Annotated in this window: 13 protein-coding genes and 1 tRNA gene; 6 read left to right on the forward strand and 8 right to left on the reverse strand. The window is 71.8% G+C overall.

All coding sequences use genetic code 11. The features are described 5' to 3' along the window. Nucleotides 1–32: 32 nt before the first annotated feature. From AB4Y76_RS00550 to AB4Y76_RS00570, 5 genes are all read right to left on the reverse strand, one after another. On the reverse strand, nucleotides 33–1,532 hold the full coding sequence (locus AB4Y76_RS00550) for a peptidoglycan D,D-transpeptidase FtsI family protein (protein ID WP_441921384.1): 1,500 nt from the start codon (nucleotides 1,530–1,532) through the stop codon (nucleotides 33–35). After that, nucleotides 1,529–2,887: an FtsW/RodA/SpoVE family cell cycle protein gene (locus AB4Y76_RS00555; protein ID WP_441921770.1), complete on the reverse strand. Its 1,359-nt coding sequence runs from the start codon at nucleotides 2,885–2,887 to the stop codon at nucleotides 1,529–1,531. Before AB4Y76_RS00555 ends, AB4Y76_RS00550 begins: the two co-directional genes overlap by 4 nt. A gap of 62 nt (nucleotides 2,888–2,949) precedes the next feature. Further along, nucleotides 2,950–4,350: a PP2C family protein-serine/threonine phosphatase gene (locus tag AB4Y76_RS00560; protein WP_441921386.1), complete on the reverse strand. Its 1,401-nt coding sequence runs from the start codon at nucleotides 4,348–4,350 to the stop codon at nucleotides 2,950–2,952. Between the two features lie 46 nt (nucleotides 4,351–4,396). Continuing rightward, nucleotides 4,397–4,885, reverse strand: a complete 489-nt coding sequence (locus tag AB4Y76_RS00565; protein WP_441921388.1) for an FHA domain-containing protein FhaB/FipA — start codon at nucleotides 4,883–4,885, stop codon at nucleotides 4,397–4,399. Nucleotides 4,886–4,892: 7 nt separating this feature from the next. Beyond that, the gene (locus AB4Y76_RS00570) at nucleotides 4,893–5,603 is read right to left on the reverse strand and encodes an FhaA domain-containing protein (protein ID WP_441921390.1); all 711 of its coding nucleotides are present in this window, start codon (nucleotides 5,601–5,603) and stop codon (nucleotides 4,893–4,895) included. A gap of 133 nt (nucleotides 5,604–5,736) precedes the next feature. Between AB4Y76_RS00570 and AB4Y76_RS00575 the strand changes: the two genes are divergently transcribed. The 3 genes from AB4Y76_RS00575 (at nucleotide 5,737) to AB4Y76_RS00585 (ending at nucleotide 7,533) form a co-directional block, all read left to right on the forward strand. Continuing rightward, nucleotides 5,737–5,819: transfer RNA gene (locus tag AB4Y76_RS00575), tRNA-Leu, on the forward strand. 167 nt (nucleotides 5,820–5,986) lie between these two features. Then, nucleotides 5,987–6,490 (forward strand): RNA polymerase sigma factor, encoded by a 504-nt coding sequence (locus AB4Y76_RS00580; RefSeq protein WP_441921392.1) that lies wholly within the window; start codon nucleotides 5,987–5,989, stop codon nucleotides 6,488–6,490. After that, entirely contained in the window at nucleotides 6,487–7,533 is a 1,047-nt protein-coding gene (locus AB4Y76_RS00585) for a hypothetical protein (RefSeq protein ID WP_441921394.1), read from the forward strand. Before AB4Y76_RS00580 ends, AB4Y76_RS00585 begins: the two co-directional genes overlap by 4 nt. A 57-nt stretch (nucleotides 7,534–7,590) precedes the next feature. Here AB4Y76_RS00585 and AB4Y76_RS00590 read toward each other — a convergent pair whose 3' ends face one another. Continuing rightward, complete coding sequence (locus AB4Y76_RS00590; RefSeq protein ID WP_441921396.1) at nucleotides 7,591–8,892, reverse strand: Fic family protein; 1,302 nt, start codon at nucleotides 8,890–8,892, stop codon at nucleotides 7,591–7,593. 64 nt (nucleotides 8,893–8,956) lie between these two features. Here AB4Y76_RS00590 and AB4Y76_RS00595 point away from each other — a divergent pair, with 64 nt between their 5' ends. Then, entirely contained in the window at nucleotides 8,957–9,868 is a 912-nt protein-coding gene (locus AB4Y76_RS00595; protein WP_441921398.1) for a 2-hydroxyacid dehydrogenase, read from the forward strand. Here AB4Y76_RS00595 and AB4Y76_RS00600 read toward each other — a convergent pair. After that, a complete protein-coding gene (locus AB4Y76_RS00600) occupies nucleotides 9,859–10,470 on the reverse strand; it encodes a TetR/AcrR family transcriptional regulator (RefSeq protein ID WP_441921400.1) in 612 nt (203 codons plus the stop codon). The genes AB4Y76_RS00595 and AB4Y76_RS00600 overlap by 10 nt on opposite strands. 71 nt (nucleotides 10,471–10,541) lie before the next feature. On the opposite strand from AB4Y76_RS00600, the gene AB4Y76_RS00605 reads away from it, so the two are divergent. After that, complete coding sequence (locus AB4Y76_RS00605) at nucleotides 10,542–11,882, forward strand: cytochrome P450 (RefSeq protein ID WP_441921402.1); 1,341 nt, start codon at nucleotides 10,542–10,544, stop codon at nucleotides 11,880–11,882. Between the two features lie 182 nt (nucleotides 11,883–12,064). Here AB4Y76_RS00605 and AB4Y76_RS00610 read toward each other — a convergent pair whose 3' ends face one another. Beyond that, entirely contained in the window at nucleotides 12,065–12,280 is a 216-nt protein-coding gene (locus AB4Y76_RS00610) for a PLD nuclease N-terminal domain-containing protein (RefSeq protein WP_441921404.1), read from the reverse strand. Nucleotides 12,281–12,340: 60 nt separating this feature from the next. On the opposite strand from AB4Y76_RS00610, the gene AB4Y76_RS00615 reads away from it, so the two are divergent. Continuing rightward, complete coding sequence (locus AB4Y76_RS00615) at nucleotides 12,341–12,814, forward strand: helix-turn-helix transcriptional regulator (protein WP_441921406.1); 474 nt, start codon at nucleotides 12,341–12,343, stop codon at nucleotides 12,812–12,814.

The following is a 12,814-nucleotide window of genomic DNA, read 5'->3' on the forward strand; positions in this document are numbered from 1 at the left end:
TCCCTCCACTGGTTCACAGCTAATGCAGAAGATCATTTGTCGAGCACCGCTTCCATGACGGCCTTCGCGATCGGCGCGGCCAGGCCGCTGCCGGAGATGGCGTCCCGGTCGACGCCGGCGTCCTGGACGAGAACCGCGACCGCGACGGTCGGGTTGTCGGCCGGGGCGAACGAGACGAACCACGCGTACGGCGGCCGCGACGGCGCGCTCTGCGCGGTGCCGGTCTTGCCGGCCACCTTGACGCCCGGGATCTGTGCGGTGGTCGCGGTGCCGCGGTCGACCACCGAGACCATCATGTCGGTGAGCTCCTTGGCCGTCGCGGGCGAGACCGCGTCGGCGTTCAGGACCTTCGGGTCGGTCTTGTCGACGACCTCGAGGTCGGCGGAGCGGATCTCGTCGAACAGGTACGGCACCATCAGCTTGCCGCCGTTGGCGATCCCCGCGGCGACCATCGCCATCTGCAGCGGGGTCGCGGCGACGTTGGACTGCCCGATCGCCGAGAGCGCGGTCTGCGGGCGATCGATCTCGGTCTGCCCCGGCGCCGTCATCCGGCTGACGGCCTGCCGGGTCAGCGAGTCGTCGAGGTCGTTGAAGTAGCGCTGGCCCCAGCCGAACTTGTCGGCCTGCTCGGTGAGCGCGTCGGCGCCGAGGTCGAGACCGACCGAGCCGAACGCGACGTTGCAGGAGACCTCGAGCGCACGCGTCAGGGTGATCTTGTCGCCGCCGCAGGAACGGCCATTCTCGTTGATCAGGTCCTTCGAGGTCTGCGGCAGGTCGAGCACCCGTCCGCCGGGGACCAGGGACTTCGGCGTGTACTTGCCGCTCTCCAGGGCCGCGGCCGCGGTGACCAGCTTGAAGGTCGAGCCCGGCGGCAGGGTCTCCTCGATGGCGCGGTTGTCGAGCGGGCGCAGCGGGTTGGCCAGCAGACGCTGGTAGGCGTGTGCCGCCGCGGTGAAGTCGTGGGTGGCCAGCCGGTTCGGGTCGTAGGTCGGGCTGGACAGCATCGCCAGGACCTTGCCGGTGGCCGGCTCCAGGGCGACGACCGCACCCTGGGTGTTCTCGCCGAGCGCCCGGATCCCGTCGTACGCCGCCTGCTGCGCGGCCCGGTTGATGGTCAGGCTGACGCTGCCGCCCTTGGGCGCCTGGTTGCGCAGCAGGTCGATGACCCGGTTCACGAAGAGCTTCGGGTCGTCGCCGGAGAGGACCTCGTTCTGGCTGGCCTCGGTGGCGGCCACGCCCCAGTCGCGGGAGAAGAAGCCGGAGAGCTGCGCGTACTGGCGTCCCGTCGGGTAGATCCGCTGGTACTTGTACTGGTCGTCGGACTTCTTGCTCTCCGCGATCGGCCTGCCCTTGACCACGATCGCGCCGCGGTGCTGGGAGAACTGGGCGTTGAGCACCCGCCGGTTGTCGGGGTGCTTGGCGAGCGAGGTCAGGTCGTCGGCCTGCCAGTACTGCAGGTACGTGGCGTTGATCAGCAGGGCCAGGAAGAGCACCAGGCAGGCGATCGCGACGTTGCGGATCGGACGGTTCATCGCAGGTTCACCACCTGGGTCGCGTCCGCGTCGGCGCCTTCGTCGAAGAACTCCGGCGGAGGCTTGCGGGCCTGGTCGGAGATGCGTAGCAGCAGCGCGACGATCACCCAGTTCGCGACCAGGCTGGACCCGCCCTGGGAGAGGAACGGGGTGGTGAGGCCGGTCAGCGGGATCAGCCGGGTGACGCCGCCGACGACGACGAAGACCTGGAGCGCGAAGACCACGGCGAGACCGGTGGCCATCAGCTTGCCGAAGTTGTCGCGGCAGATCAGCGCGGTGCGCAGGCCGCGCTCCACGATCACGCCGTACAGCAGGATGATCGCGACGACGCCGGTGAGCCCGAGCTCCTCGCCGAGCGAGGGCAGGATGAAGTCGGACCAGGACAGCGGCGTGGTCTGCGGCGAGCCCTGGCCGAGCCCGCGGCCGGTGAGGCCGCCCCAGGCCATCCCGTAGAGGCCCTGGACCAGCTGGTAGGCGTTGTTGTCCGGGTTGAACGGGTCCAGCCAGGCGTGCACCCGGGACTGGACGTGGCCGATGACGGCGTAGCCGAGCAGGGCGCCGCCGACGAAGAGGAGGCCGCCGACCACCAGCCAACCGGGCCGTTCGGTGGCGACGTAGAGCATCACCAGGAAGAGCCCGAAGAACAGCAGCGACGAGCCGAGGTCGTTCTGGAAGACCAGGATGCCGAGGCTGACCAGCCACATCCCGAGGATCGGGCCGAGGTCGCGGCCGCGGGGCAGGTCGACGAAGAGCACCCGGCGCCCGGCCAGGGCGAGCGCGTCCCGGTGCAGCACCAGGTAGCCGGCGAACGCGATCACCAGCAGCACCTTGGCGACCTCGCCGGGCTGGAAGCTGAGCGGACCGAGGTGGATCCAGATCCGGGAGCCGTTGATCGTCCTCCCGATCCCGGGCAGCAGCGGCAGCATCAGCAGCAGCACGGCCGCCAGCCCCGCGGTGTAGGTGAAGGCCTGGAGGCGGCGGTGGTCACGCAGCAGCACCAGCACCGCGATGAAGCCGCCGACGCCGATGGTCATCCACATCAGCTGGGTCGGCGCGAACGCCGAGCGCTCCGGGTTCGCGGCGATCCGGGCCAGGTCGATCCGGTGGATCATGGCGAGCCCGAGGCCGTTCAGCGCGGCCACGGCGGGCAGCAGGATCGGGTCCGCGTACGCCGCCTTGAACCGGACGGTCACGTGCGCCGCGAGCACGAGCGCGGTCAGCCAGGCGCCGTGGGTGAAGAGGTCGGCCGGGACCTCGCCGTCGACGCCGAGACCGACCGCCGCGTAGGCGCCGACGCTGACGCAGAGGCTGAGCAGCAGCAGGAAGAGCTCGGCGCCGCGGCGGCGGCGGTGCACGAACCCGAGGAACGCGCCGGCCTGCTCGTCGCGGCGCGCCCGCTGCCGGGTGCTCTGGCGGCTCACGGCGTCTCCGCGCACGGGTCGGGGGTGGTCGTCGCGCCGGGCGTGGCCGGAGTGGTGGCCGGAGTGGTGGCCGGCGGCGTCGCGCCCGGGGTGCCCGGGGTGGTCGCGGGGGTCTTCGTCGGCGCAGGCGTGGGGGTCGGTGTCAGCGTCGGTGTCTGGGTCGGGGTCGGGGTCGGGGTCGGCGCGACCGCCGGCTCCGGACAGGCGACGCGGAGGTCCTCGACGATCCGGCGGGCATCGGCCATGCTGTCCGCCCCGATGCCGTCGCGCACCTGGTTGGCGTCGTACGACTCGAGCTCGTCGAGCATCACGCCGGTCCGCTCGACCACGTGGTGGGTGTCGATCCCGGGGACCTCGACGTCGACGCCGCGGAAGATGACCACCTCGCCCGCGTCGTCGGAGACGTAGTACTGGTCCTGCGAGACGTTGTAGAGCGCCCGGCCGCCCAGCAGCGCCAGACCGAGGAGGATCACGACGACGACCGCCCGGCGCAGCCAGGTGTACCGGCGCGGCGCGCGCGGGGCGTACCGGATCTCCTCCGGGTCGAGGTCGTCGTCGACCTCCTCGTCGCCGAGCGCGGCCACGTCGGTCTCGGTGAGGTTCCCGGTGGCGTCGTCGATCCGCAGGTGCGGCGCCGTAGCGGCCGCGCCGACCACGACCGGGGCCGGGTCGAGCTGCTCGTCGGTCTCGACGACCTCCGCGACCACCACCGTGACGTTGTCCGAGCTGCCGGCGTCCAAGGCGCTGCGGACCAGTCGGCGGGTGACCTCGGTGAGGTCGTCACCGGCGAGCAGGCTCGCCATCGTCTCGTTCTCCAGCACGCCCGAGCAGCCGTCGGAGCAGAACAGGATCCGGTCACCGGCCCGCACCTGCTCGGAGAACAGGTCCGGCTCGGGCTCGTGGACACCGTCGACGGCGCGCAGGATGAGGTTGCGGTGCGGGTGCACCCGGGCCTCGGCCTCGGTGATCCGGCCCTCGTCGATCAGGCTCTGCACCAGCGTGTGGTCCGTGGTGATCGGGCTCAGCCCGCCGTCGCGGAGCAGGTAGCCGCGGCTGTCGCCGACGTGCCCGACGCGCAGGTGGGTGCCGTCGAAGATCGCCGCGGTCACGGTGGTGCTGGTGCCGTCGAGGTCGGGGTGCTGCTCGACGATCTCGGCGAGCCGGTCGTGGGCGAGGTGCAGGGTGGCGGACAGCTCGCTGAGCGCGTCGTTGCCCGGCGGCACGTCGAGCTTGGAGATCGCCTCGACGGTCGCGCTGCTGGCGATGTCGCCGCGGGCCGCCCCGCCCACGCCGTCGGCGATGACCAGGAGGTGGGGTCCCGCGTACCCGGAGTCCTGGTTGTCGCGGCGGACCCGGCCCACGTCGGACAGGGCCGCGTAGCGGAGCTGGAGGCTCATCCGCATGCTCGCTTCGCTCGCGCGGATGAGCGGCTGCTGTGCTCTCTCACTTCCGCAGCTCCAGGATGGTCTTCCCGATCCGGATCTGGGTGCCGAGCGAGATCGCGGTCGCCTGGGTGATCCGGGTCGAGCCGACGTAGGTGCCGTTGGTGGAGCCGAGGTCCTCGACGTACCACTGGTCGCCGGAGGCGGCGATCCGCGCGTGCCGGGTGGAGACGTAGTCGTCGTCGAGGCGGATGGCGGCGTCGTTGCCGCGGCCGATCAGCAGCGGGGCCGCGGAGAGCGGGACCACCTCGCCCCGGTTGCCGCCCTCGACGATCGCCACCCCGGTGGGCGCGCCGCGGCGCGGCTTGGCCGGCTTGGCGCGCTGCTTCGCGGCCGCCTTCGCGGCCCGGCGCTCCTGGCCGCGGCCGGCCTCGCGGGAGACCCGGGCACCGAACATGTCGGAGCGGATCACCGAGATCGCGGCGAGCACGAAGATCCACAGGATCGCCAGGTAGGCGAACCGGATCAGCACCAGGGTGGGTTCGGACATGGCGTGGTCAGTCCTGCCTCTGGTGCAGCGTCAGGGTGGTGTTGCCGATCCGGATCTCGGCGCCGTCGGCCACGGCGGCGTTCTCGACCCGCTTGCCGTTGACCAGGACACCGTTGGTGGAGCCGAGGTCGTGGACGCTGATCCGGTCGCCGGCGGAGTCGGAGACGACCCGGACCTCGACGTGCCGGCGGGAGACGCCGGGGTCGTTGACCCGCAGGTCGGCGTCGTTGCCGCGGCCGACGACCACGCCGGGCGCGGCGAGCGGGAGCCGTTCGCCGTTCACCTCCAGGTACGCCGGCGCGCGTCGTACCTGGGTGTCGGTGATTTCGGGGCCGGGCTGGCTGACCCGTGACAGCGTCTGGCTGCGGACCCGGAAGCGGCCCACGGTCAGGTCGTCGGCGACGTCGAAGGTGAGGTCGACCGGGCCGGTGAACACGTACGACTGGGCCGCGGCGTGGTCCTTCAGCTGGCCGAGCAGCTCGCTGCGCAGCGTGCCGCCGAGGGCGCTGAGCCGCTCGTGGTCGGGCGCGGAGAGCTCGACGTGGAAGTCGTTCGGCACCAGGCGCCGGTCGCGGCTGAGGATCTGCGCGGAGTTGTCCACCTCGCGCGCCAGCGCCGCCGAGATCTCCACCGGCTGCACCGCGCTGCGGAAGGTACGCGCGAAGGCGCCCGAGATCATCTGCTCGAGCCGCTGCTCGAACCGCTGCAGGCCACCCACGACGTGCCTCCTTCCCGTTCGCGTCCGTCACACGTGCCACACGTCGGTGTGATCGTATCGGGCCGGGTGCCAAGGATCGTGCACCCGGTTTTGGCGGCCGAGCAGGTCTGGGATAACCTTTGTCCCGCTTCACGCGCGAGTGGCGGAACGGCAGACGCGCTGGCTTCAGGTGCCAGTGTCCGAAAGGGCGTGGGGGTTCAAATCCCCCCTCGCGCACGTTGAGGCAAAGGCCGGACGGTGATCACCGTCCGGCCTTCGTCATTTCTGCGCCACGGTGTCAACCGGATCGGGTGCCCGAACGACTCCAGGGCATGACGTATTCCTATCCGGAGGAGCTTCACCCGCGGGGTGAGCAACGTGCCGGGAACTGGCACGATGCGGAGATGGAGCCCGAGCGCGCCGACCTCGTCGACGTGCTCTTCCGACGGCACTACGCCGCACTCCTCCGCCTGGGGTTCGTCATGCTGGGCAACCGCGAGGCCGCCGAGGACGCCGTTCAGGACGCCTTCGTCGCGCTGCACCGCCACGCGAAGTCGTTGCGCGAGCCGGAGGCGGCCGAGGCCTACCTCCGGTCCGCGGTCCTCAACCGCTGCCGCTCCTGGGTACGCCGCCAGGTCACCCAGCGGGCACCGCGGCCGCTGATGCTCGTCGGGGAGCACCAGGAGACCCCTGAGGAGGCTGCCGTCGGGCACGACCCGGCCGGGTCGCTCGTGGTGGCGCTCCGCGGGTTGGCGCGGCGCCAGCGCGAGGTGCTGGCCTGCCGGTACGTCCTCGAGCTCTCCGTGGCCGAGACCGCCCAGCTTCTCGAGATCAGCGAAGGGTCCGTCAAGGCGCACGCGCATCGCGGACTCACCACCCTGCAGAAGCGGATCGAGGTGACCCGATGAGCACTATCGAGGAGCGACTCGCGCGGGACATCGAGGCAGTGACCAGAGGAGTCGTCGTGACCGAGCACGACCTGAGGGACGCTCGCGAGGAGCTCGACGAGCGCATCGAGAACAAGCAGCGACGCGACCGTCGCCGCATCCTGGCAGTGGCGGTCGCCGCCGCCGTCGTGATCCCCGTCGTCGGGTACGCCGTCGCGAGGTCGCTCGACGACCAGACCTCCGCACCACCGCCGGCGAAGACGCCGGAGAAGAGCCTGGACGACCAGTTCCTCACCGGCACCGCGCCCACCGCGGAGGTGCTGAACGGCTTCTGGCGGGTGGACAACGGCGGCACGGTGATGCTGTTCGACCCCAACGGCGGCGTCCGGTTCGACGACGGCGGCACGTTGTACGCCGACCCGGCCGGTGTCGGCAGGTACCAGGTCGACGGTGACCTGATCACGATCGACGTGAGTGCCGGACGGGGCGGGTGCGCCGGTCAGACGATCGCGCTGCGCGCGTCGCTCGCCGAGCCGGGCGTGCTGCGGACCGTCCTGACCGAACCGGGGACGGGCCGCTGCGCGCCGAACCAGGGGATGGCCGACCTGGCCGACATGCCGGCGCCGGTCTCCGTGGACTGGGGCGCCCTCGAGCAGATCCTGCCGGCGAACAGCGGCCAGTTCATCGACGTGCGGTACTCCGACGAGCCGGGCGGGGACTGGCAGCCCGCGAAGGCCGGCGCTCTGCCCGGCGACTGGGTCGCCGAGGGCCAGCCTGAGGGCGGAGGCTTCGTCCTCGAGCTCACCGACAACGGGTCCTACAGCGTCGCGGACAGCACCGGCGATCCGGTCGACCGTGGCTCGTGGTCGCTGACCGGAGGCGATCTCGTCCTGACCACCACGGGGGGATCCGCGTGCAGCCCGGGCGACCGGCTGGTGCTGGGTGGGCTGGAGACGGTCGAAGGCACCGGTTCGCGGATCATGCGTGGAAAGGTCGGCCAGAACGCCTGCGACGCCCCGTGGTCGCAGGACGCCTGGGTGCTGATCCCGAACAACGGGAACTGACCGCGACGTCGAGACGAGGGCCGGACGGGACGACCGTCCGGCCTCCGTGGTGCCCGGCTACCCCGGGTGCCGCCAGCAGCGCAGGCCCGGCTCGGGCACCCGGTTGCGACACTTGCCCTGCGTGGTCGGCGCGCCGCAGCGGTGCACGAGCGTCGACCTCACCGCCGGTGCGCGTCCGAGCAACGGGGCGGGCGACCGGGCGCCGGCCTCGGAGCCGAACGCGAGCAGCGCGAGGATGTCGTCGGCCTGGTAGACGGCCGAGCGGCGGTACTGACCGGTGGCGGGCTTCACGATCCCAGCAGCCACCAGCTGTTTGACCAGCGTCTGCGCGGACACCGCCGACACCGCCAGCTCGTCGGCCAGGAACCGCGCCGAGATCACCGGGTTCTCGACCACCAGGTCGACGGCCCGGTGCAGCGAGGAGTCGGTGCGGACGCCGGCGACCGCGGCACGCCACTTCGTGTGGACCGCGGTCGCCGCGTCGACGAACCGCTCCGCGGTGCTGGTCGCGATCTCCAGCGCGGCGAGGAAGTGCGCGACGTACCGGCTCAGCGCTGGCTTCCGGTCGGCGCCGTCGTACCGGTAGGCCGTGAGCGCGTCGACGTACCCGCGCTCGTCGTTGCGCAGCGCGGTCGAGAGCGGCACCACCCCGCCGTCGACCAGCCCGGACCGGGCCAGCACGCCGTGCACCAGCGCCCGGCCGACGCGGCCGTTGCCGTCGTCGAACGGGTGGATGGTCTCGAACTGGGCGTGGATCACCGCGGCCTGGACGACGGGGAGATCGCCGCTACGGTTCGCGTACGCGATCAGGTCGTCCAGGTACGCCGGCACGGTGTCGGCGGGCGGGGCGGCGTACTCGGCGTTGAGCTGGTGGCTGCCGCCGACCCACACCTGGCCGGAGCGGTATCCGGGCCGGTGCCAGGGCAGCAGGTCCTGGTGGATCCGGGTGACGTGCTCGTGCGCCCAGGCGCCCGAGCCGAGCAGGTCGATCGCCTCGCGCATCGCGGTGACGTTCCGCACGATCTGCCCGGCCGCGTGACTCGCGGTGTCGTGGTCGATCTGGGCGATCGCGACGGCGCGCGGTGTCTCGCGGATCCCCTCGATCCAGGACGACGAGATCGACTCGGAGCGGATCAGCGTCGAGTACAGGATCGGGAGCGGGTCGGCGCGCAGCCGTCCACCCAGCCGGGCCAGCGCCGTCGAGACCTCGGCCGCGTGCTCGAGCACCTCGGCTTCCAGGTCGTTGGCGACGTCGGCGAGTCGATCCGGGTGGTAACGGAGGTACGACCCGCCCTGGCGCTCGGCACGGGTGATCCCGGCGAAGTCGGGAGGCACGACGACGCGTTCCCAGTGAGCCACGGCTACCTCCCTCCGCCAGAGTTAAGGATCATACTATGATCCTTAACTCTGCGAGACTGGCCCCGTGTCCGAGGTCGCCTGGTTGCCGTTCGACGTCCGCGGTCTGCCCGACGGGGTCGAGTACCTGGTCGGCGACCGTGCCGGGCCGTCCCCGGCCGACCTGGAGCGGATCAGCTTCTACGTGATGCCGTACCAGATCATGCGTGACGACCTCGGGGTGCTGGCGCGGATGCCGCGGCTGCGGGTCGTGCAGCTGCTGACCGCCGGCTACGAGCACCTCGCGCACGCGGTCCCCGCCGGGGTGACGCTCTGCAACGGGCGCGGGATCCACAGCGCGTCCACGGCCGAGCTGGCGATGACGCTAGTGCTGGCCTCGCTGCGCGACGTCCCCGGGTTCGTACGGGCGCAGGACGAGGGCCGGTGGACGCAGGGGTTCCGGCCCTCGCTGGCGGACAAGCGGGTGCTGGTGCTCGGGTACGGCAGCATCGGCGAGGCGCTGGAGCAGCGGCTCCTCCCCTTCGAGGTCGACGTCGTCCGGGTCGCCCGGACGGCGCGGGCCGCCGAGAACGGGCGGGTGCACGCGTTCACCGACCTGCCCGCCCTGCTGCCGGCGGTCGACGTGGTCGTGGTGACGGCGCCGCTCACCGAGGAGACCCGCGGCCTGGTCGACGCGGGGTTCCTGGTGCGGATGCGGGACGGGGCGCTGCTGGTCAACGTCGCCCGCGGTGCGATCGTCGACACCGACGCGCTGCTCGCCGAGCTGACGACCGGCCGGCTGCACGCCGCCCTCGACGTCGTCGATCCCGAGCCGCTGCCGGCCGGGCACCCGCTCTGGAGCGCGCCGAACACGCTGATCACCCCGCACGTGGGCGGTCCCAGCAGCGCCTTCCGGCCGCGTGCCGAGCGGTTGGTGCGTGAGCAGCTGGAGCGGTACGCGCGCGGCGAGCCACTGGCGAACGTGGTGCGTCAGCCGTAGAGCCCGAGGAAGGCGCGGGAGGCGGCCTCGACGATCTCGTCGGGGGTGGCCTCGAGGCTGCCGTCCAGCCAGGCGGTGACGAGCTCGGCCATGCCGCCGATGAAGAGCAGGCCGGCCGTCTCGTCCTCGTGCTCGCTGCGCTTGGGCAGCCCGAGGGCCGCGCTCGCCTCGATCGCGGAGCGGTGCGCCAGGTGCCGGAGCAGCTCGGTACGGCGCTTGCGCAGCTCGGGCACCGAGACGGACTCGATGATCGCGACCCGGCCCTTGCGGGGGTCGTCGAGCAGCAGCTGCACGAACGCCCGGACCGAGGCGTGCACCCGGGCGACGGGGTCCTCGCCCGCGCTCTCGGCGGCGGCGAGGCTGTTCTGCTCGATCTCGACGGCGATCTGGTCCATCAGGGCGGCGAGCAGGGCGTCCAGACCCGCGAAGCTCTCGTAGAAGTAGCGCTCGCTGAGCCCGGCGCGGGTGCAGATCGCGGTCATCGTCGTCCTGCTGTCCGGGTCGGCCCAGACGGCGAGCGCGGCTTCGAGGAGGCGGGTCCGGCGTTCGGCGACCCGGTCCGCGGCGCTCACGCCCCGGTACACCCCTGACTGCACGGCCATGCCGGTCAGCCTCCCACAACCCCGGGCGCCAGAAGGTTGACAGGACATCCTTCCTGAATAACGCTGGGCCTATGACCACGGAGGCTCCCCCGCGCCCGGTTCCGCCGCTGCGTCGCGAGGACCGCGGACTGCCCTGGGTCGGCCGGCTGCTCGACTACGCCAAGGACCCGGTCGCGCTCTACCGGCACCAGTGGGAGCACTACGGCGCGGTCGCGCCCTTCAACGCGCTCGGCCGGAACTACGTGATGTTCCTCGGCCCGGACGCCTGCGGCGAGGTGCTGCAGAACAAGGACAAGGCGTTCGCCAACGCGCCCGCCTGGTCCCAGCTCGTCGGCCCGTTCTTCACCCGTGGCCTGATGCTCCTGGACTTCGAGGAGCACCACGCGCACCGGCGGATCATGCAGGAGGCGTTCACCCGCCCGCGGCTGGAGGGCTACACCCGGCGGCTGCACCCGGCCATCGCGCAGGGCACGGCCGACTGGGCCGCCGGCGAGGAGTTCCCGTCGTACTGGCGGCTCAAGCAGCTCACCCTCGACATCGCCGCCGACCTCTTCATGGGCGGGGCCGCGGACACCAGCCGCGCCGAGATGGACCGCGTCAACAAGGCGTTCGTCGACTGCGTGCAGGCGGCCGCCGGCTTCGTCCGCGCCGACGTGCCCTTCACCCGCTGGGGCCGCGCCTACCGCGGCCGCACGGTGCTCGAGGAGTTCCTGCGCCACTACCTGCCGGCCAAGCGCGCCACCCGCACCGACGACATCTTCTCCGTGCTCTGCCACCTCGAGACCGAGGACGGTGACCGGTTCAGCGACGAGGACGTCGTCAACCACATGATCTTCCTGATGATGGCGGCCCACGACACCTCGACCATCACCACCACGACGATCCTGCAGTACCTCGGCCAGCACCCGGACTGGCAGCAGCGCTGCCGGGCCGAGGCGCTCGCACTCGGGCCGGCGCCCGGCGCGGCGGAGCTCGACACGCTGGTCTCCCTCGACCTCGTCCTGCGCGAGGCGCTCCGGCTGCGCGCACCCGTTCCGGTGCTGGTCCGCCGCACCGTCAAGGACACCGTGGTCCAGGGTGTGCGCATCCCCGCCGGGACCGACGTCACGGTCGGGGTCCAGTTCACCCACCTGATGGCGGAGTACTGGACGGATCCGACCGCCTTCGACCCCGAGCGGTTCTCCCCCGAACGCCGCGAGGACAAGTCGCACCGGTTCGCGTGGGAGCCGTTCGGCGGCGGCGTGCACAAGTGCATCGGCCTGCACTTCGCCGGCCTGGAGATCAAGGCGATCCTGCACCGGCTGCTGCGCGGGTACCGCTGGAGCGTCGACCCCGGCTACGAGCCGCCGATGGACTACCACTCGCTGCCGTTCCCGAAGGACGGAGCGCCGATCACGCTCGAACGGCTCTGACCGCGGTCCTGGCGAAAAAGGCCCCGGAAATGACACTGCCCGTCGCGGCGGGAGGGAGGTTGCCGGACGGGCTCCCGGTGACCGCCAGGGAGGGAGGAGAGGCGGTACCGGTGTGTCTGATCAGGTCAACGAGCCCGGCCCGGGGAGGTCACGCCCCGAGTTCGTGATCGCGACCACAATTTCTAGCGGCGGCCGAAGGCGGCGTACGCGAGCGGGCCGAAAGGCTGCACCGCCATCCCCAGCGCCCACAGCGGCTTCGGGCCGCGGACCGCGTCACCCGGACGGCGTTTCAGGTCGCGCAGCGCCCACACGGTGACGACGACCTCGAGGGCGCCTCCGACCACGATCGCGCGCTGCTGGGTCGGGGTGAGGTCGCTCCAGCTCTTCTTCTGTCCCATGCCCTGAGGCTAGCCAGAACCGGGTGGCCGGGCGAGAGCCCGCATGACACGATCGAGCAGGTGAGCACCGTGCAGGAGGAGCAGCGCCTCCGCGACCTGGCGCTGCTGCGGCGGGTCCGCGACCGGATGGACCGCGAGTACGCCCAGCCGCTCGACGTCGAGGCGCTCGCCCGGGGCGTGACCATGTCGGCCGGCCACCTGAGCCGCCAGTTCAGGCTCGCGTACGGCGAGTCGCCGTACGCCTACCTGATGACCCGGCGGATCGAGCGCGCGATGGCGCTGCTGCGCCGCGGGGACCTGAGCGTCACCGAGGTCTGCTTCGAGGTGGGCTGCTCCTCGCTCGGCACCTTCAGCACCCGCTTCACCCAGCTCGTCGGCGTGCCGCCGAGCGTGTACCGCGAGCAGCACGCGACCGGATCGCGCAGCGAGTCCTCGGGCATCCCGGCCTGCGTGTCCAAGCAGGTGACCCGGCCGATCCGGAACAGATCGATCAGGAACGAAGAAGCGCCGGTCCCGGAGCGGCCCCTAGCGTGA

Origin of the sequence: Marmoricola sp. RAF53, assembly GCF_052114005.1 — a bacterium.
Classification (GTDB): Bacteria; Actinomycetota; Actinomycetes; order Propionibacteriales; family Nocardioidaceae; genus Marmoricola.